Here is a 17,829-nt window from a genome sequence, read left to right as displayed (position 1 = left end):
GCGATTAAAAATCACATCTACACAGACAAAACCTGCCTACGCAAGTTTCAAATCCTTAATTTTTCGTTAGTCCACGCAGGTGGACTTTGTTTGTGTAGTAGCGAATTATATTCGCCGAAAACTTTTAAGACAACCTCTTAGTTACCTAATTCCCTATTATACAATCTAGCTGCACAACAGCTTACTAATGTAGGAATCTCATCTGGATAATCAGCAATTAAATCAGCTTTATGAGCTTCCAATTCCTCCCTACTTCCATAGCCATAAGTCACACCAATTGAAGCAATATTATTTTTCTTAGCTCCAATAATATCATGAGAGCGATCGCCTACCATAACTACAGAAAAATGTAAAAGACTTTCCCTCTCTATAATGTAGGAAATTAAATCACCTTTTACACTTCTATTACCATCTAATTCACTACCATAAACACCATCAAACAAAGGTGCTAAATCAAAATATTCAATAATGCGTGTAGCATAAATTTGAGGTTTAGAAGTCGCTACAAAAGTCTGATAACCAGCAGCACGAATAATTTTTAGGGTTTCGGGAATTTGCGGATAAAGAGAGTTTTCACATAACCCAATTGTAGAAAAGCGACTACGATATAGTGAAATTGCCTCCTCCAGTAATGTGTCATCAGAGGTTTGCAATAACTGGGAAAAACTGCTTTTTAGAGGTGGTCCAATACACCAAAGTAATTCATTAGCATCTGGTGGTTGATAACCAAGTTCCGATAAAGCATACTGAATACAGCGAGTAATCCCCGTTTTAGGATCAGTTAGAGTTCCATCTAGGTCAAAAAGGACTGTGCGACAAAGCATTTTGGTAAGTTTAAATAGTTTTCAACCTTTGCAGAAACTCAATATTTAACTGTAGTTTTTCTCCCAACCACAGAGCATTATCGGTATGATCTTTGACATCATCTCCCGTTTCTGGGTGAACTAAAACATCCAAATCTTCACGGTTAAGCATTAACCAAGTCACAACTTCACCAAACTGATGTGGTAAAAAAGCCACTTGATACATTGATTTCGGGTGTGGTCCTATAGGTTGTTCATGCCAACGCCCTAATCTTACATCAAATTTAGCACCTAAACCTTCTCTGACACGAGCAGCCGCTTCACGACTGACGGTATCAAAATAAATATGTGCATGAAACCCAGTAATCTCAGTATTTGTATTCATTGTTCTTGATTTCACCTCTTGCTCTCAAGTATAACTTAACCATTATTTAGATATACTAATCATTCGTAAGCCATAAATTTAGTCAAACACAGATTTTTTGTAAAACCACTTGAAATTTCTTTTTAGTCATGCAATACTACTAACACAATCCCCGATAAATCGGTCAACAATTTGTAGTTTCTGATTTCTCTCAAGTCATCAATAAATTATTCAACCCCCTCAAGGGTGATGCACAGATAACTGGCGATAGTTATGTCTGCGTCAGTTTCGGTATTGCAAGTAACTACTGACTATTTAAGATTTGGGTTTTTCATGTCAACAAATTTCCCAAACACAAATCCTAATTTACTAAGGAATTTAAACATGGCTGACATTAAAATTTATAGTGCGGTTGTTTGTCCTTATGCTCACCGTACCCGCTTGGTACTTCAAGAAAAGGGGATTGATTTTGATTTGATTGAAATTGATTTACAGAATAAACCAGAAGGTTTTACAAAAGTTTCTCCCTATGGAAAAGTACCTGCAATTACTCATGGAGAAAATCGAATTTGGGAATCAGCAGTTATTAATGAATATCTGGATGAAGTGTTTCCTAACCCCCCGCTTTTACCTAGTAACCCCATTGCCAAAGCTCAGGCTAGAATTTGGATAGATTTTGCTAATACTAGATTAGTTCCTGCTTTTTCTACACTGTTACGCAGTCCAGATTTCCAAAAACAAGAAGAAGCTAAAAAAGAACTCTACAAACATCTAGAATTTATTGAAAATGAAGGTTTAGGAAAACTTTCGGGAGATAGTCCCTACTGGTTTGGTGAATCTATCAGTTTGGTTGACTTTACCTTTTTCCCCTGGTTTGAAAGATGGGGCGCTCTTAAACATTATCGTGGCTTTGGTATCCCTGCTGAATTTACTCGTTTGAAACAGTGGAAACACGCGCTTAAAGAAAGGGAATCGGTAAAGGCGATCGCTCACTCCAAAGAGTTCTATATTGAGCGATATGCTAAATTTGCTGCTCCTGTTCCTGTAGCTGCTTAGTCAAACGCTGCATTCAACTATTCCTAAATTGAGAACACAGATTTATGAGTTATCAAAACATAGAAGTTAAACCAATTGCTGGACGTATCGGTGCAAAAATTAAAGGTGTTAATTTAGCTGAAAATCTTAGTGATGAAATCATCAGCGAAATTAGAAAAGCCTTGGTTCAATATAAAGTCATTTTCTTCCGTGGACAAGAACTAGATGCTAATGGACAAGTAAATTTTGCCCGTCGTTTTGGTAAAATAACTACTGCACATCCCACAGTTCCATCACTTCCTGGATATCCAGAAGTATTGGACTTAGATTACAGCCGTACCGTTGCCCGTGCGAATAACTGGCACACCGATGTTACATTTGTAGATCGTCCGCCCCTTGGCTCAGTCTTGCGGGCATTGGTAATTCCGCCAGCGGGAGGGGATACTATTTGGGCAAATTCAGTGACTGCATACCAAGATTTACCGGAGCATTTGCGGAATTTAGCGGATCAACTTTGGGCAGTACATAGTAATGCCTATGATTATGCCACAGCCTTTGATATACCGGAAGAAGTGAAATCTTACCGGGATGTGTTTACTTCTACGGTGTATGAAACACTGCATCCAGTGGTGAGAATTCACCCTGAATCTGGGGAAAAAGGTCTATTTATTGGTGGTTTTGTGCGGCAAATTCGCGGTTTATCTCCCACTGAATCAGCCGATATTCTGCGCTTATTGCAATCTTATATTACACGACCTGAGAATACAGTGCGTTGGCGTTGGCAAGTTGGAGATGTAGCATTTTGGGATAACCGAGCTACTCAACATTATGCGATCGCCGATTATGGAGATCAACCCCGTCGTGTGCAGCGTGTAACCATTGCTGGTGATCTTCCTTTAGGAATTGATGGTAAATATAGTCAAGCCATTAAAGGAGATTCTTCCGCATATATTCCCAATCTTGTAGCAGCTTGACCTAACCCCCTTTCCTTTTAGGGAAGGCGGGAAATCAAAGCCTCTCTCTTACAAGGAGAGAGGTTTTAGGTTTAAAAGCATTAAATAATTGTAATTGGAAAATTAAAGGAATTGGATTTTATGCCTTTAACACCTTCAACAATGTTACCTTTGGGAACTTTAGCACCTAAATTTAATCTCCCAGATATAGTAACAGGTAAAACGATTTCATTGGCGAATTTTGCTGATAAGAAAGTATTGGTAGTTATCTTTGTTAGTCGTCATTGTCCTTTTGTGCAACATATCAAATTTGAACTAGCAAAGTTAGGACAAGATTACAAAAATAAAAATGTGGGTATTGTCGCCATTAGTTCTAATGATATTAACACTCATCCTGATGATGCACCAGAATTACTTAAAGATTTTGCCCAAGAAATAGATTTATCCTATCCTTTGCTTTATGATGAAAGTCAAAAAGCAGCTAAAGATTTTTTTGCAGCTTGTACTCCAGACTTTTTTGTATTTAATGCTAATAGAAAGCTGGCTTATCGGGGACAATTAGATGATAGTCGTCCGAAAAATGGTTTACCTGTAACTGGACAAGATTTACGGAAAGCAATTAATTATGTTTTAGCTGATCAGGAAATTATTTGGGAACAAAAGCCGAGTATTGGTTGTAATATTAAATGGAAAGCAGGGAATGAGCCGGTTTATTATAAAGTTCCTGTAGCGGTTGGGTAATCAATCAATAATAAGTGGCATTTGATACAGCAAGAATATGCGGAAGGCAGGAGAGGATCATCTCTTGCCTTTTCTTAAATATAATTTGCTTTTTTTAAAATTTAGTAGGGGCGAAGCATTCGGATAATTAATTATCGGTTTTTACCTAAGACTATCATCCGAATGCTTCGCCCTTACTGTGGTCTAAAGACATGAAAACTGCTGTAATATTCCTAACTTACAATTGTAGAACTGGTTGGAAAATTAGATAGATGAAAATGTCTGATAGCGTGGCGCAAGCCATATCAGGATACCCAGGATTAAAGGATTAACAGGATGAAAAAAATACAGCTACAGGACTTACCCAAAATCTCTTTAAAACCCTCTTAACTTCGTGTCCTTCGTATCTTCGTGGTTCATTATTTCGTGACTTGTCCACAAGTCCTAAGATAATCAAATCCTGTAAATCCTATAAATCCTGATTCTGACTATAAATCCTCATGCAACGCGCCCAACTTCCTAATCTCCGGCCAAATCATCGCCGTCACAACCACCACCAAAATCGTACCTATTCCCCCACTAACCACAGAGAAAACAGGTCCAAATAAAGCCGCAACCGCGCCAGATTCAAAACCCCCCAACTCATTAGACGCACTAATAAATACACTATTGATAGCCGCAACTCTTCCCCGTAAATGATCAGGGGTTTTAATTTGTACTAAAGTATGACGAATTACCACACTAATACTATCTAAAGCCCCAGTTAACGCCAACATTAACAACGACAACCACACCCAACGGGATAAACCAAAGATAATTGTTACCACCCCAAACCCGGCAACTGACCACAGTAACGCAAGTCCGGCTTTGCGGATAGGTGGCAAATATACCAACAATGCGGCCATGATCAATGCACCTATGGATGGTGCTGCTTGTAAATAGCCTAATTCCACTGGACCAACTTGTAAAATATCTTTGGCATAGACGGGTAATAATGCCACTGCACCACCCAACAAAACCGCAAATAAATCTAAGGTAATAGCAGCGAGAATAATTTGATTATTCCAAACAAACTCCGCCCCCGCAGCTAGGGATTTTAAAGATATTGGTTCTTTGGCAAAGTCGGTTTTTTGAGGTTTAATAGCTGCAACAGAGGCGAAACATAATAGACAGGCGATCGCTGCTACTATATAAACCGGGGTAGCACTCTTGAAAAGTGCGATCGCAAATCCTCCCAAAGCAGGTCCAATCACTGACGCTAACTGAAAACTACTACTTACCCAAGTTGCTGCATTCGCAAACACATGAGTCGGTATCAACTGCCACATCAGCGCATCACTGGCAGGCTTCAAAAATGCCCTCGCTACACCCATAAACGCTAAACAGGCATAAACTAGGAAAATTGCCCCTTTGCTGTAAGAAATAACTCCTAAACCCAGTGAACAAAGTGCCAGCATGAAAATTGCCAGTAAGGTAGTACGCTGGCGGTTATACTTATCTGCCACATGACCTGCTATGAATGTCAGTAAAATCATCGGTAGAACCTGTGCCAGTCCTACCCCACCTAAGGCCATCGGGGAATTTGTCCGTTCATAAAGTTCCCAACCAATGGCGACAGTCTGCATTTGTCCCCCTGTAAACAAGAGAACACGCCCAATAGTAAATAACCGATAATCTCGAAATCTCATGGCTGCAAAAGGATCGTGTGCAGCCTGATCTTTAGGGTGGATTTGTTTCTGTTTGCTCGAAGACATTTTTTAATAAAGTCAAACCTGCTTCAATTTGTGATAATTGTTCCGGTGTCAAACCCTCGATAATTTCGGCAATATGAGCGCGAGTTTTTTCCTGAGATTGTTCTAATAAAGACTTGCCTTCTCTGGTGATATTCAAAACTACTCGCCGTCTTTCTTGCGGGTTATCAGTGCGTTGCACCAGATGACGTTGTACAAGTCTTTCAATAGTTGTTGATGCTGTAGCACAGGTGACACCTAAATGATCTGCTACCTCAGATAAAGAAGCACCGGGATTGCGATTGAGAAAAGCGAGCGATCGCAACTGTGGTATAGATAAAGAGTCTGCACTGTGCGATCGCATTTCGTCTCGGATAAACCGCATCAATAAGGGAACAGTTTCCATCACCCTAGCGGCACATTCTTTAGAGGGTTTATCCAAACTCATAAGACCGTTTTTCTCCAGATTACATCGCCACCCGTGGATAAAGTCGTCCACAGATGTAGGTTAAACCTATTAATGTTAGCAAGAGAATTGTACAATCTAACCCGAACCCATAAATACTTGAACCCTGCGCCAGCATTGCACCCCGTAGAGCATCCACTTCATAAGTCAAAGGATTCAAGTGAGAAATGAGCTTTAACCAACTTGGCATCAATGAAATAGGATAGATCGCATTGCTGGCAAAAAATAACGGCATGGTGATTAATTGCCCAATTCCCGTAAACCTCTCCCGTGATTTCACTAAACAGCCAATGATTAATGAAAAAGTGCAAAAACAACCAGCACCCAAAAACACAATCAAAACTACCTGCAAGAAAGCCAAAGGATGGTGATTTAGGTTTACACCTAACAAAAAAGCCAACAGGTAAATAAATACCACCTGGGAAAAGCAACGTACACCAGAACCAATTCCTTTACCCAAAACAATGGCAGCGCGGGGTATCGGTGCAGCCAGAAATTTATGCACAACTCCTAAATCCCGTTCCCAAATTAATGTCATTCCCCCAGTAAAAATAGCGACAAACAACGCACTTTGAGCTAAAATACCGGGAGTCATAAAATCTAGGTAAGGTATATCACCTGTGGGTATAGCGCGAGTCCGAGTAAATACTTGCCCAAAAATGATCAACCATAAAGCCGGTTGTACAGCCCTGATTACTAAATCACTGGGATCATGACGCAGTTTTCTTACCTCTAACTCAGTAATTATCAGGGTTTTAGTAAATAAGTTTTTGATCGCAGACAAAATACCTTTTGGTCGAGAATGCCTGGTTTCAAGCCAACCGTTGAGAGTTACGTCTGGTTCTTGCAGTTTCACTGTAGCTCACTCCTGATATTAATTGATTACCTGCGTATTGGATGAAGACATCATCTAAGGTTGCATCTGGTTTGCCGATGGCTGCTTTTAACTCTGTGGGTGAACCAGTGATAATTTCTTTACCTTGATTCATGATTACTACTCGGTGACACAGAGTATCTGCTTCTTCTAAAAAGTGGGTAGTTAAAAAGATGGTTGTGCCAAATTCTATACGCAGTTGTTCCATTAGCTGCCAAACTTGCGATCGCGCTACGGGATCTAATCCCACTGTCGGCTCATCGAGAAATAAAATCTGCGGTTGATGTAAAATAGCCTGGGCAATTTCTAATTTACGAATCATTCCCCCAGAATAATTTCTGACTAAGCGATGTGCTGCATCCTCTAAACCCATAAATTCCAACACATCTTTAATCTGCTGTTGTCGTCTTCTAGCGGGTATATCGTATAATTTAGCGAATATTAAAAGATTTTCATAACCTGTCAGGCTACCATCTGCTGATAAAGCTTGGGGTACGTAACCTATCACCCTTCTGACTGCATCGGGTTGACGAGTCACATCATAACCACCTAAGTATGCTTTACCACTACTGAGGGGCAGTAAAGTAGTTAGCATTTTAATTACCGTACTTTTACCAGCACCGTTGGGACCGAGTAAACCAAAAACTTCTCCCGATGCAACGGAGATATTCAAATTATCAACGGCTGTAAATTTTTCAAAGCGGCGCGTCAGTTCCAAGGTTTGCAATATTACGGATTGCGGGACTCGCGCAGATGTTACCGAAGAGTCTATGTTTCCCGTTAGTCTAGTCACGATGGGGAGACACTTCCTTTTTCAAATGTTTAGTTTATCTAAATATTAGTGTGGCATATTTTTTCTAAAAGTCAAGACCAAGGATTAATGATCACAACCCCAGTCCCAGCAAAATCTTTTTCGTTACGAGTAACAAGTGATAGAGAGTGTTGAAGTGCGATAGCGGCAATTAAAGAATCCATAGCGGGTAGAGGTCGGCCATTCTGTTCTAGTTGACAGATTAAATTTCCCCATAACACCATTGTGGAGACATCTAGAGTTAAGATTCTGTGTTCAAAGCGATTGGGTAGGGTTTCATTTAGCCAAGTTGTGAGAGATTCTTTTCTCTTAGATGGAGTAAGTTTACAGATGCCTCTAGCGATTTCGCCAATAGTAATTACACTGAGGTAAAGTGTTTCTGGAATTTGGGCATCTACCCAATCTAAAACTTTTTGATTTGGTTGTTTGGCAACAAGTTCAGAAATTAGACAAGTATCAAGAAGGTAGGTCATGGGTTGAAGGTATCGCGGGGTAGACTGCGATCGCGGTTCAAGTCGATTTCTTCAGTGAGTTCAGCTAGGGGGGATTGACGGAAAAATTCTGAGATTTTAGTAGGTTGTTCTGAGTTGGTATTGCTTGTAGTTAGGCTTTGGGCAAGGAGTTGAATAATATACAGTTTATCGTTATGGGAAAGCTGAAGGAGTTGTTGTTCGAGTTCTGGGATAACCATGATGAAGTTTAAATGAAGGATAATTTTATTGTACTTTCAGCGTCTACTCGTTCATGGAGCGATCGCTTTCAGGATTGATGTAGGCGATCGCTATAGTATATATTGTGGATAGATTTTAGCCCCTACAACTACTGATTTTGTGTAGGAATGTTATCGGGTTGATTTACAAAAACAAATCATTCAGATACGCAAATGGGTAGAACAAATACTAGATGGAAAAATTCCTAATAATTTTATGCCGACCGAGTGCGAACGCTGGTTGTTATTTATGGATCACTGGAGTAGATGGCTGGTGAATTATGTAGATGGTCAACTGTTGAGTAAGTAGTGTTGTCGCATAACAATCTTGAAATGTTGATAATTGAGAATTTATATGCTATTTTTCTCCAAAATCTCCCTTACCCAAACTTCTTGATCAGAAGATAAACCAGGTTTTAGAACTTGTGAATAATCAATTGCTAAATCAAATCTAGCCCGTTCATAGATTTCATTAAGTAGCCTGTTTAAATCAATCACAGGCTCATTTTCTCCTAACCGTAAAGGAACAGGAAAAATAGGAATAGAATCTTGTAAATCAAAACTGTAAAGGTCTGCATCTGGTCGTTGATGGCTACGACTAACTAAAATGTTATAATCGCTTTTAGTTGCTCCTAAAATTGGCAAAGATTCACCTAATCTCAATAAATCAATTTCCACTAAATTAGTTGCAGATGCTAAAATTTTCTGTCGCTTGTTTTCGTAAACTGTTCTACCTTCCTTAGAGCGTTTATTTTTGGGTGAAAGTATTTTAATTACAGTTACTACTTCCCGGCTTTTTGTTGCTTTCACTTCTAAAAATCGCTCAATTACCTCTTCATACATGGGAACTTTAACTTTACTAGGTTCTGCCAGTTTTGTAGTAGTTAAAGTTGTCCCAGTTTCTACATTATTATTTCTTTTGGCAACAGCTACATCGGCAATTCCTACAAGGGAAATATCATCCACACTTGTGTAAACTCGCTCCTCAATAGAAACCCTGTATTTAGGGGCAATTTGAGGAGTTAAATCATCAGCTATAGCGACAATCAAACGGTTATGTACTTGATGCCACAATTCAGGTTGTTCTAAATACGGATTCATCCCAGGAAACGGATTTCGCATTTGCATTGTCTCCAATTTATTGACATTTCCTTTGATAGAATTATTGTATCGCTCTGTAGGTTGGCTTGACAATTTTATTTTTTTTGATTGTACGGTGCTTTGGGCAAGTGTAGCGATCAGTTAACTTAGCAGTATTGCAATATAACCTCTCATTTAATCCACCTAATCAGATAGGAATTAGGACGATTAAAATTAACTAATATGTGTAATTATTGGTAACTTCTACTTGCTAAACTAAAAGGGTGTAATTCAATAGAAAAACCTATTTAAAATATCAAATCCTCAAAACATGAACAACTTTAAAACTCTTGGTAAAACTCTTTGTAAAACCCTAGCTATTAGTACAGGAATCTTTTTATTATCTGTACCTACTACCTACGGGATACCACCAAAACCCTTGTTAACTGCCAAAACAACTTATAATCAAACAGGTTCTTTAAATGCAACCTACTATTTTACCATAAAATTACCAGAATCTCTAGCTAATTGGCAACTGCAACAGGTTGTTTTAACACAAATAGAAGGTGTAGAAAATATTGAATTTGATCAGAAAAACAGTTTTGCTTTTGTAGAAGCAAGTGGACAAAAAGAAAAGGTAGGTATTAACCTAACTAAGAGTTCAACTCAACCACAAACTATCATTGCTACTTTTGATAAACCAGTTTCTGCAAATCAAACAATTATTATCGTTTTAAAACCTTTTTATAATCCTACCAGCGAAGGTATTTATATATTTCGAGTTCATGTTATTTCCTCCGATGAAAAGGCAAATAATTTAGTTGTAGGAACTGCTAGATTTCAGTTTTACAATAGTTTTGATTATCACCTATTTTATCAATGGTAAAGTGTTTATAGATTGCTGATTTTTCAGACAAATTTAGCAATATCCATCAATTGGTTAAGAATGCTAGACGACAACTATTCAGTAACATATTCAATTCTTCTGCAACTTTAAACGGATTTTTCCCTAATATTGGAGCAGCAATTACAGCTTCATGAGGATTTCTTGCTGTTTTCTTTACAGCAGAAATTGCATCTTGATTAGAAAATCCCCGCACACTCACTAACCAAGCCGCTAATATATGTCCAGTCCGGCCAATTCCACCAGCACAATGCACAACTACTTTTTCATTTTGTTGATTTGCTGTGATTAAAAAAGGCAGTATTTTTTGTGTGAGTGTTTGTAAATCAGATAAATGAAAATCTTCAATTGGTGTCCAACAAACTTGTTGATTACCAAATTCTTGCCGATATGTATCTAAAAGATGAGCATAATTAGCTAGTTGTTTATCACTAAGTAAACAGCAAACTCGCTTGATATTTTGGGATTTCATAAACTCAATCCAATCATATACCTGATTATCAGTATATCCAGGTTGAGAAGCACCAAATACTATTGTTTCTTGTTCCCAAGCAGGAGCAAATTTGTACATATTTAGCGAAGTTGTAAGGGCGAAGCATTCGGTCTATTAATTATCGGTTCTTGTCAAAATTTATTTTCCGAATCCTTCGCCCCTATTATTGTTTTAATTGCTCTTTCTGCGTAAATACAAACATCTCGATCAGGATCATCTAGTGCTTGTTGTAGTGCATTTAAAGCATCAGCATTTTCTAAATTACCAAGTGCTATGGCTGCTTCTTTTCTCACATCAGAATATTCGTCTATTAATGCTTTAATCAAATCAGGTAATAAATTTTGATCTGGCGTTTTTTGTAATACTTGAAGCGTGAATTTTCGCACCTGCCAATGTTCATCTTTTAGCGCAATTTTTAAAGCGGGAATTGCTGCTGAATTAGCATGAATTGCTAGAGATTTAGCTGCATTGCGTCGTACTTGCCAATCAAAATCAGAAATTAGTGCTTTAGTTAATAAATCTACAATTTCTTGATCTGCTAAATGTCCTAAAGTTAATGCTGTTGCACGACGGACATTATCATCAGGATCATTGATTAATGATAAAGCTGGTGGACAGATTTGGACTTGGTTTAAATAGCGCAAAGTTGTAATAGCAGCTTCTCGTAGTTCTGGATATTTGGAATCAAAGAAAGATAACACCGCAGGTAAAGATTGAACATCATGTATCTTCCGCAATAAGATTAAAATATTAATTTGCAGGTTGATATTTTCTTGATTTAGTGCATCTAACAATAACAGTAAATCATCTGCATTTATTAATTCACCTAAAGCTGATAATGCTTCGGTGCGAACGTCTTCATCTGGGGAAGCGAGGGTTTTTAATAAAGCTGGAACTGCTTGAGGATTGGCAATTTCCCAAAGTGCGGATACAGCTATTTTTTGGACTGGGGTGCTTTCGTCTTCCAGTGCGATAATTAAAGCATCAAGTGCTGCATCTTCTCCGAGATGCTGTAGAGATTTTACCGCAACTAGGCGATCGCTCACATCAGGCGATCGCAACATTTCCAACCATTGATTTAATTCTGAATCTGTATTTGTAAACATTTCTGCACCTCTACCGCAACAAGAAAGGAATTTGGACTGTAATCGCATTTGTTGGACATTCTTTTTCACAGGGTAGACAGAACCAACATTCATCATATTTCATATAGGCTTTTCCCGTCTCTGGATTTTTTGCTAATACATCCAGAGGACAAACTTCAATACAAGCAACACATTTTTCTAAACATTTAGATTCATCCACAATTACAGGAACATCTACTCTTTGATTAATTAAAGCCATAATTTTTTAACTCCCTAATTTGATTGAAAATTAAACAAATTAAACACAAAATTTTAATCCTTTCCTAAAAGAAACTACTATTTCATTCAATTCCTCCATATCAATTAAAAAAGCATCATGTCCATGAGGTGATTTGATTAATCCTAATTGAGCATTAGGAATTAAATCTACTAATTCTTGTTGTTCTACTGGGGGATAAAGAACATCAGAATCAATCTCTATAACTAAAGTTGGTTGTTTGATACTTTGCAAAACAGATTGATAATTTTTCCTATGCCAACTAACATCATGACTATCCATTGCATGAGTTAATGTAATATAAGTATTAGCATCAAAACGTTCTATGAGTTTTTGACCTTGATATTGTAAATAACTAGATATGGCAAATTGATTAAATTCATCCTTCTCCCTTCCAAAACGATTTGTAAAACTCTCCCAATAACGATAAGTAATCATTGCCATCATCCGCGCTACGGCTAACCCTTGGTTCGGAGGTGCATCACTTGTATAGTTTCCCCCTTGCCAATTTGGATCTGTATAAATTGCCTGTCTTTGTGCTTCACTTAAACCAATAGACCATGCTGAATGTCTTCCAGGTGCGGCTATTGGTGCGATCGCTCTCACCTTTTCTGGATATAATAATGCCCATTCTAAAACTTGCATCCCACCCAGTGAACCACCTATTACCAATCGCAGAAATTTAACATCCAGATATTCTAATAGTGCGGCTTGCAAATTCACCATATCCCTAATTGTAATTCTAGGAAAAGATGCACCATAAATTCTTGCTGTATTTGGGTTAATAGAAGTTGCTCCAGTTGTACCGTAACAACTTCCTAAAATGTTGCTGCATACAAGAAAATCCTGATCAGGATCAAAGGATTTCCCAGCACCAAATAAAGGTTTCCACCAGTCGTCAGCGTCAGCAGAGCCAGTTAAAGCATGACAAATTAAGACTCCATTATCACCGTTGGCGTTTAATTTTCCCCAGGTACGATAAGCAACCTGAACACCAATTAATACTTCACCAGATTCTAATGAAAATGGTTTTGAAAGTTGATAAAACTGAGTTTTTGGTGAAATGAAGTCTAGGTATTTCATATAGTAGGGAATAGGGAATAGGGAATAGAACACAGGTGTTTAGTAATTGAGGAGTATTAGGTGTAGATAGATTATTCTGTAACTCCTGTAACTCCTGCAACTCCTGTATTCTTCTTTCTGTCACTTGTCACCTGTCACCTTCCTAAATGCCTGTTCAAAGTCCTCCTTAATATCGTCAATATGTTCAATTCCCACAGATACCCGTACTAAATCTGGTGTTACACCAGCCGAAATTTGTTCACTCTCACTTAGCTGTTGATGGGTTGTAGAAGCGGGATGAATAACAAGGGTTTTTGCATCACCAACATTTGCTAAATGACTGGCTAATTTAACATTACTAATAAAGGCTTTACCAGCTTCTAAACCGCCTTTGATACCAAAATTAAGAACTCCTCCAAAGCCATGTCGAAGATATTTTTTAGCTCGTTCATGATAGGGATGATTGGGAAGTCCTGGATAATTAACCCATGCTACCTGCTCTTGTTGTTCTAACCATTTAGCCAATTCTAAAGCATTATTTACATGACGATCTACACGCAGGGAAAGAGTTTCTAATCCTTGTAGTAATAGAAAAGCATTAAATGGACTTAATGCTGCTCCTAAATCTCGTAATCCTTCCACTCTGGCGCGAATAATAAAAGCAATATTACCAAATTGACTACCTTTGCCAAATACTTCTTGAAAATTCAATCCATGATAAGCGGGGGAAGGTTCAGTAAAGAGGGGAAATTTGCCGTTACCCCAATCAAATTTACCAGAATCAACTACTACGCCGCCAATGGATGTACCATGTCCTCCAATCCATTTAGTTGCAGACTCGACAACAATATCAGCACCATGTTCTATTGGTCGTGCTAAATATCCACCTGCACCGAAGGTATTATCTACAATTAAAGGAATACCATTTTCATGGGCAATGTGGGCTAAAGCTGCCAAATCAGGAATGTTAAATTGGGGATTACCAATTGTTTCAACATACAAAGCTTTGGTATTTTGATCAATTGCTTGACGGAAGTTTTCTGGATCATCTCCTTCCACAAATTTGACATTGATCCCTAATCGTGGAAGAGTAACTTTGAATTGGTTATAAGTTCCTCCATAGAGGAAACTGGTGGAAACAATATTATCTCCTGCTTGAGCGATCGTACTTATTGCTAAAAATTGTGCTGCTTGACCGCTTGCAGTAGCTAAAGCTGCTACACCACCTTCTAATGCGGCAATCCTTTTTTCAAATACATCCGTTGTCGGATTCATGATGCGAGTATAAATATTGCCAAATTCCTGGAGAGCAAATAACCGCGCTCCATGTTCAGCATCATCAAAAACGTAGGAAGTAGTTTGATAAATTGGTACAGCGCGGGCGTTAGTACCAGGTGCAGGTTCTTGTCCAGCATGGACTTGTAGGGTTTCAAAACGATAATTTTCTGACATAGGTAGTTGTAGTTATTCAAGTAGACTGACTATCAAAAAATAAGGAGGTTTTTAATTAGTTTTTGATTTACTAATTATCTAGTTATCTAACTGCAACATTATAAACTTCTTGCTGTAAATCCACCTCTACAACATAAGGCTCAACGGGACGTTTAAACAAAATCATTTCTTCTGATTCGTCTTTTTTCAAATTCACATGACAAAACCACTCTTCATTATTCTTATCTGGAAAATCCAAGCGATAATGATATAAACCCCAACGACTTTCCCGACGATATAAAGATGATCGTGCTGCCATTTCTGCACAATCACGAATAAAATGTACTTCCATACATCGCATCAATTCATGGGGATCACGCGCTCCCATTTGGTCTAATACTTCATGATAGCGAAGAAAATTATTTAGTCCAATTTCCATTTTATTCCCGGATTTTGGTGGTTGTAAATAATCATTCACCAGTCGGCGTAATTTATATTCAACTTGAGTATGGGGAATAGCATTAGGTTGATTTAATGGTGCGTAAATTCTCGCTTTTTCAGCTTCTAAAAAATCAACATCTGGTTCTAAATATTCTAAATTTTGAATATAATTTATCGCATTTTCTCCTGCTAACCGACCAAATACAAATGCACCAATCATATAATTATGAGGAACACTGGCCATATCTCCGGCTGCATATAATCCTGGTACTGTAGTTTCTGCTTTTTCATTCACCCACACACCAGACGCACTATGTCCACTACATAATCCTATTTCTGAGATATTCATCTCAACCCCATGAGTCCGGTAGTTTTCGCCTCTACCTTCATGAAAACGTTCTCTACTCGGTCGTTCATTTGCCCATAAAACAGACTCAATTTCCGAAATTGTATCCTCATCCAAATGAGTCATTTTCATTTGAATTGGTCCTTTACCAGAGTTTAATTCTTTCCAAATCTCTAGCATCATTTGCCCACTCCAATAATCACAATTAATGAAGCGGTTTCCTTCAGCGTTGGCGGTATATGCTCCATAGGGACCAGCAACATACGCACAGGCTGGACCATTATAATCTTTAATTAATGGGTTGATTTGGAAACATTCAATATTGCTTAATTCTGCTCCTGCATGATAAGCCATTGAATAACCATCTCCGGCATTTGTGGGGTTTTCATAAGTTCCATAAAGATAACCAGATGCAGGTAGTCCTAATCTGCCACAAGCACCTGTACAAAGTATCACGGCTTTAGCTTGAATAACTACAAAATCACCACCACGCACATCAAATCCAACTGCACCAATCGCTCTACTATTTTTTACTAGTATTCTAGTTGCCATAACGCGATTTGTAACTTTCACTTTATGGCGTTTAACTTGACGAGTAAGAATGGTTTTTAAATCTTTGCCTTCTGGCATGGGTAAGACATATTTTCCTACTCGATGCACTTGTTTAACGTCGTAATTTCCTTGAGGATCTTTTTGGAATTTAACACCCCAATTTTCTAATTCTTGAATGGTTTCAAAACCTAATTTACCTGTTTGATAAACGGCTTTTTGGTGTAGAATACCATCGTTAGCAATGGTGACTTCACGGGTGTATTGTTCTGGGGTAGAATTGCCAGGAATAACGGCTGTATTTACTCCATCCATACCCATAGCGATCGCCCCACTGCGGCGAATATTCGCTTTCTCTAAAATCAATACCTCCGCATTAGGATTTGCCTGTTTGGCTTTAATCCCTGCCATTGTCCCTGCTGTACCGCCACCAATTACTAAAACATCGGTTTTTAGCCACTGTGTATTAATGTTTGTTACCATATACAACTCTTGCAATAATTTAAAATTTTTTCTCACCCAGAGAAAGTCAAGGAAGATTTTTAGAAATAATTGATGATTAGCAATTTTCTTATCACCAATCACCAATTACCAATTACTAACCTATTTATTGCCTTGCCAAACTACTTCTTTAACCTTGATCTCTTTAGGAATCAATTGAATTTTGTAGAAAGCATCTGCAATTTCTTGCTGTTTGGTAATTACTTCCTCTGTCAGAGGTAATACACCATAATCACGCCGCTTTTCTGCTGTTTCTAGAACGGCCGCATCTATACCCAAAACAGGTGAGAGTAATTTAGCAACTTCAGTAGGATTATTTTTTGCCCAATCGCTGACTTTATTCACTCCATCTAAAACAGTTTTTAACACTTCTGGATTTTTCTCTACAAAAGATTGAGCAGCTAAATAATAACCTAAATTGGGTGCTAGTCCAGTTGCATCAGTGAGAGTGCGTGCGCCAGTAGCTTTTTCTGCCGCAGCTAAAAATGGATCCCAAATTGCCCAAGCATCAACATTTTTTCCTTCAAAAGCAGCACGTCCATCAGAAGGATTCAGGAAAATTGGCTTGATGTCGGTGTATTTTAATCCGGCTTTTTCTAGGGCTTTGATTACTAAATAATTGGTATTTGATCCTTTTACAAAAGCAACTTTTTTACCTTTAAGATCAGCTACGTTTTTAATAGGTGAATCCTTATGAACAATAATCGCTTCTGCTTTGGGAGTCCAAGGATCATAGGCAACATAAACAAAAGGTGTACCTGCCGCTTGGGCAAAAATTGGTGGCGCTTCTCCCGTATAACCAAAATCAATACTACCAGCATTTAAAGCTTCTAACATTGGAGGACCTGCGGGAAATTCAGTCCATGTCACAGAATTACCAGAGCCTTTTAACGCTTCTTCTAATTCCCGTTTTGCCTTTAATGCGTAAAGAACGGTTGCAGCTTTTTGGTAGCCAATGCGAACTACGACACTGCTATTTGTTGCTTGAGAAGTTGGACTTGAATTAGGTGTCTGAGTTGTTCCCGTGTTTTCGCTGGCGTTGGGAGAACAAGCAGAAATAGCTAAAGTTAGGCTTAGTCCAACTGCAAACAATAAGGAAAAATTGCGAATATTAGATTTTTTCAGAAAAGTGATTCCAACTTCAAATAATCGGAATAGAGAGAATTTACTCAACATAACTCTAGTGCTAAAGGTC

At 38.2% G+C, this 17,829-nt stretch carries 20 protein-coding genes; 4 read left to right on the top strand and 16 right to left on the bottom strand.

Going from position 1 to position 17,829, the window contains the following annotated elements:
• Positions 1 to 137: 137 nt before the first annotated feature.
• Positions 138 to 824, bottom strand: a complete 687-nt coding sequence (locus tag PN497_RS01495; protein WP_096572452.1) for an HAD family hydrolase — start codon at positions 822 to 824, stop codon at positions 138 to 140.
• 10 nt (positions 825 to 834) lie between these two features.
• A complete protein-coding gene (locus PN497_RS01490; protein WP_096572453.1) occupies positions 835 to 1,188 on the bottom strand; it encodes a DOPA 4,5-dioxygenase family protein in 354 nt (117 codons plus the stop codon).
• Between the two features lie 363 nt (positions 1,189 to 1,551).
• Between PN497_RS01490 and PN497_RS01485 the strand changes: the two genes are divergently transcribed.
• From PN497_RS01485 to PN497_RS01475, 3 genes are all read left to right on the top strand, one after another.
• Positions 1,552 to 2,223, top strand: coding sequence for a glutathione S-transferase family protein (locus tag PN497_RS01485; RefSeq protein WP_096572454.1), 672 nt, complete (start codon positions 1,552 to 1,554; stop codon positions 2,221 to 2,223).
• 44 nt (positions 2,224 to 2,267) lie between these two features.
• Complete coding sequence (locus PN497_RS01480; protein ID WP_096572455.1) at positions 2,268 to 3,176, top strand: TauD/TfdA dioxygenase family protein; 909 nt, start codon at positions 2,268 to 2,270, stop codon at positions 3,174 to 3,176.
• Between the two features lie 120 nt (positions 3,177 to 3,296).
• Positions 3,297 to 3,896: a thioredoxin family protein gene (locus PN497_RS01475; protein WP_096572456.1), complete on the top strand. Its 600-nt coding sequence runs from the start codon at positions 3,297 to 3,299 to the stop codon at positions 3,894 to 3,896.
• Between the two features lie 467 nt (positions 3,897 to 4,363).
• On the opposite strand, the gene PN497_RS01470 is transcribed toward PN497_RS01475, so the two are convergent.
• The 7 genes from PN497_RS01470 to PN497_RS01440 all read right to left on the bottom strand — a co-directional run bounded on the left by PN497_RS01470 (position 4,364) and on the right by PN497_RS01440 (position 9,587).
• Positions 4,364 to 5,629, bottom strand: coding sequence for an MFS transporter (locus PN497_RS01470; RefSeq protein ID WP_096572457.1), 1,266 nt, complete (start codon positions 5,627 to 5,629; stop codon positions 4,364 to 4,366).
• Positions 5,595 to 6,053 (bottom strand): MarR family winged helix-turn-helix transcriptional regulator, encoded by a 459-nt coding sequence (locus PN497_RS01465; RefSeq protein ID WP_096572458.1) that lies wholly within the window; start codon positions 6,051 to 6,053, stop codon positions 5,595 to 5,597. The genes PN497_RS01470 and PN497_RS01465 overlap by 35 nt, the downstream gene beginning before the upstream one ends.
• 19 nt (positions 6,054 to 6,072) lie before the next feature.
• Complete coding sequence (locus PN497_RS01460) at positions 6,073 to 6,927, bottom strand: ABC transporter permease (RefSeq protein WP_096572459.1); 855 nt, start codon at positions 6,925 to 6,927, stop codon at positions 6,073 to 6,075.
• The gene (locus PN497_RS01455; protein ID WP_096572460.1) at positions 6,884 to 7,738 is read right to left on the bottom strand and encodes an ATP-binding cassette domain-containing protein; all 855 of its coding nucleotides are present in this window, start codon (positions 7,736 to 7,738) and stop codon (positions 6,884 to 6,886) included. Before PN497_RS01455 ends, PN497_RS01460 begins: the two co-directional genes overlap by 44 nt.
• Before the next feature lie 71 nt (positions 7,739 to 7,809).
• Entirely contained in the window at positions 7,810 to 8,229 is a 420-nt protein-coding gene (locus PN497_RS01450) for a type II toxin-antitoxin system VapC family toxin (protein ID WP_096572461.1), read from the bottom strand.
• Complete coding sequence (locus PN497_RS01445) at positions 8,226 to 8,447, bottom strand: hypothetical protein (RefSeq protein WP_096572462.1); 222 nt, start codon at positions 8,445 to 8,447, stop codon at positions 8,226 to 8,228. Before PN497_RS01445 ends, PN497_RS01450 begins: the two co-directional genes overlap by 4 nt.
• Before the next feature lie 369 nt (positions 8,448 to 8,816).
• A complete protein-coding gene (locus PN497_RS01440) occupies positions 8,817 to 9,587 on the bottom strand; it encodes a DUF4058 family protein (protein ID WP_096572902.1) in 771 nt (256 codons plus the stop codon).
• Between the two features lie 289 nt (positions 9,588 to 9,876).
• Between PN497_RS01440 and PN497_RS01435 the strand changes: the two genes are divergently transcribed.
• Complete coding sequence (locus PN497_RS01435) at positions 9,877 to 10,431, top strand: DUF2808 domain-containing protein (protein WP_096572463.1); 555 nt, start codon at positions 9,877 to 9,879, stop codon at positions 10,429 to 10,431.
• Between the two features lie 46 nt (positions 10,432 to 10,477).
• Here PN497_RS01435 and PN497_RS01430 read toward each other — a convergent pair whose 3' ends face one another.
• The 7 genes from PN497_RS01430 to PN497_RS01400 form a co-directional block, all read right to left on the bottom strand.
• Complete coding sequence (locus tag PN497_RS01430) at positions 10,478 to 11,020, bottom strand: protein-tyrosine phosphatase family protein (protein ID WP_096572464.1); 543 nt, start codon at positions 11,018 to 11,020, stop codon at positions 10,478 to 10,480.
• A 53-nt stretch (positions 11,021 to 11,073) separates the two neighbouring features.
• On the bottom strand, positions 11,074 to 12,048 hold the full coding sequence (locus tag PN497_RS01425) for a HEAT repeat domain-containing protein (RefSeq protein WP_096572465.1): 975 nt from the start codon (positions 12,046 to 12,048) through the stop codon (positions 11,074 to 11,076).
• 10 nt (positions 12,049 to 12,058) lie between these two features.
• Positions 12,059 to 12,286, bottom strand: a complete 228-nt coding sequence (locus PN497_RS01420) for a 4Fe-4S dicluster domain-containing protein (protein WP_027401230.1) — start codon at positions 12,284 to 12,286, stop codon at positions 12,059 to 12,061.
• 39 nt (positions 12,287 to 12,325) lie between these two features.
• Positions 12,326 to 13,387: a homoserine O-acetyltransferase MetX gene (gene metX / locus PN497_RS01415; RefSeq protein ID WP_096572466.1), complete on the bottom strand. Its 1,062-nt coding sequence runs from the start codon at positions 13,385 to 13,387 to the stop codon at positions 12,326 to 12,328.
• Between the two features lie 120 nt (positions 13,388 to 13,507).
• Positions 13,508 to 14,818: an O-acetylhomoserine aminocarboxypropyltransferase/cysteine synthase family protein gene (locus tag PN497_RS01410; RefSeq protein WP_096572467.1), complete on the bottom strand. Its 1,311-nt coding sequence runs from the start codon at positions 14,816 to 14,818 to the stop codon at positions 13,508 to 13,510.
• Between the two features lie 82 nt (positions 14,819 to 14,900).
• A complete protein-coding gene (locus tag PN497_RS01405) occupies positions 14,901 to 16,616 on the bottom strand; it encodes a fumarate reductase/succinate dehydrogenase flavoprotein subunit (RefSeq protein WP_096572903.1) in 1,716 nt (571 codons plus the stop codon).
• Between the two features lie 120 nt (positions 16,617 to 16,736).
• Entirely contained in the window at positions 16,737 to 17,810 is a 1,074-nt protein-coding gene (locus PN497_RS01400; protein ID WP_096572468.1) for a sulfonate ABC transporter substrate-binding protein, read from the bottom strand.
• Positions 17,811 to 17,829: the final 19 nt, after the last annotated feature.

The organism is Sphaerospermopsis kisseleviana CS-549, from assembly GCF_028329225.1.
GTDB classification, from domain to species: Bacteria; Cyanobacteriota; Cyanobacteriia; order Cyanobacteriales; family Nostocaceae; genus Sphaerospermopsis; species Sphaerospermopsis kisseleviana.
The sequence above is the reverse complement of the archived record's forward strand: the minus strand, read 5'-3'. Positions and strand labels throughout refer to the sequence as shown.

Bases quoted from the DNA above. Each gene is read 5' to 3' on its own strand.
- PN497_RS01480 (WP_096572455.1), top strand. From the start codon at position 2,268: ATGAGTTATCAAAACATAGAAGTTAAACCAATTGCTGGACGTATCGGT.
- PN497_RS01475 (WP_096572456.1), top strand. From the start codon at position 3,297: ATGCCTTTAACACCTTCAACAATGTTACCTTTGGGAACTTTAGCACCT.
- PN497_RS01470 (WP_096572457.1), bottom strand. From the start codon at position 5,629: ATGTCTTCGAGCAAACAGAAACAAATCCACCCTAAAGATCAGGCTGCA.
- metX (WP_096572466.1), bottom strand. From the start codon at position 13,387: ATGAAATACCTAGACTTCATTTCACCAAAAACTCAGTTTTATCAACTT.
- PN497_RS01445 (WP_096572462.1), bottom strand. From the start codon at position 8,447: ATGGTTATCCCAGAACTCGAACAACAACTCCTTCAGCTTTCCCATAAC.
- PN497_RS01400 (WP_096572468.1), bottom strand. From the start codon at position 17,810: ATGTTGAGTAAATTCTCTCTATTCCGATTATTTGAAGTTGGAATCACT.
- PN497_RS01490 (WP_096572453.1), bottom strand. From the start codon at position 1,188: ATGAATACAAATACTGAGATTACTGGGTTTCATGCACATATTTATTTT.
- PN497_RS01435 (WP_096572463.1), top strand. From the start codon at position 9,877: ATGAACAACTTTAAAACTCTTGGTAAAACTCTTTGTAAAACCCTAGCT.
- PN497_RS01495 (WP_096572452.1), bottom strand. From the start codon at position 824: ATGCTTTGTCGCACAGTCCTTTTTGACCTAGATGGAACTCTAACTGAT.
- PN497_RS01420 (WP_027401230.1), bottom strand. From the start codon at position 12,286: ATGGCTTTAATTAATCAAAGAGTAGATGTTCCTGTAATTGTGGATGAA.
- PN497_RS01410 (WP_096572467.1), bottom strand. From the start codon at position 14,818: ATGTCAGAAAATTATCGTTTTGAAACCCTACAAGTCCATGCTGGACAA.
- PN497_RS01450 (WP_096572461.1), bottom strand. From the start codon at position 8,229: ATGACCTACCTTCTTGATACTTGTCTAATTTCTGAACTTGTTGCCAAA.
- PN497_RS01465 (WP_096572458.1), bottom strand. From the start codon at position 6,053: ATGAGTTTGGATAAACCCTCTAAAGAATGTGCCGCTAGGGTGATGGAA.
- PN497_RS01430 (WP_096572464.1), bottom strand. From the start codon at position 11,020: ATGTACAAATTTGCTCCTGCTTGGGAACAAGAAACAATAGTATTTGGT.
- PN497_RS01405 (WP_096572903.1), bottom strand. From the start codon at position 16,616: ATGGTAACAAACATTAATACACAGTGGCTAAAAACCGATGTTTTAGTA.
- PN497_RS01425 (WP_096572465.1), bottom strand. From the start codon at position 12,048: ATGTTTACAAATACAGATTCAGAATTAAATCAATGGTTGGAAATGTTG.
- PN497_RS01440 (WP_096572902.1), bottom strand. From the start codon at position 9,587: ATGCGAAATCCGTTTCCTGGGATGAATCCGTATTTAGAACAACCTGAA.
- PN497_RS01485 (WP_096572454.1), top strand. From the start codon at position 1,552: ATGGCTGACATTAAAATTTATAGTGCGGTTGTTTGTCCTTATGCTCAC.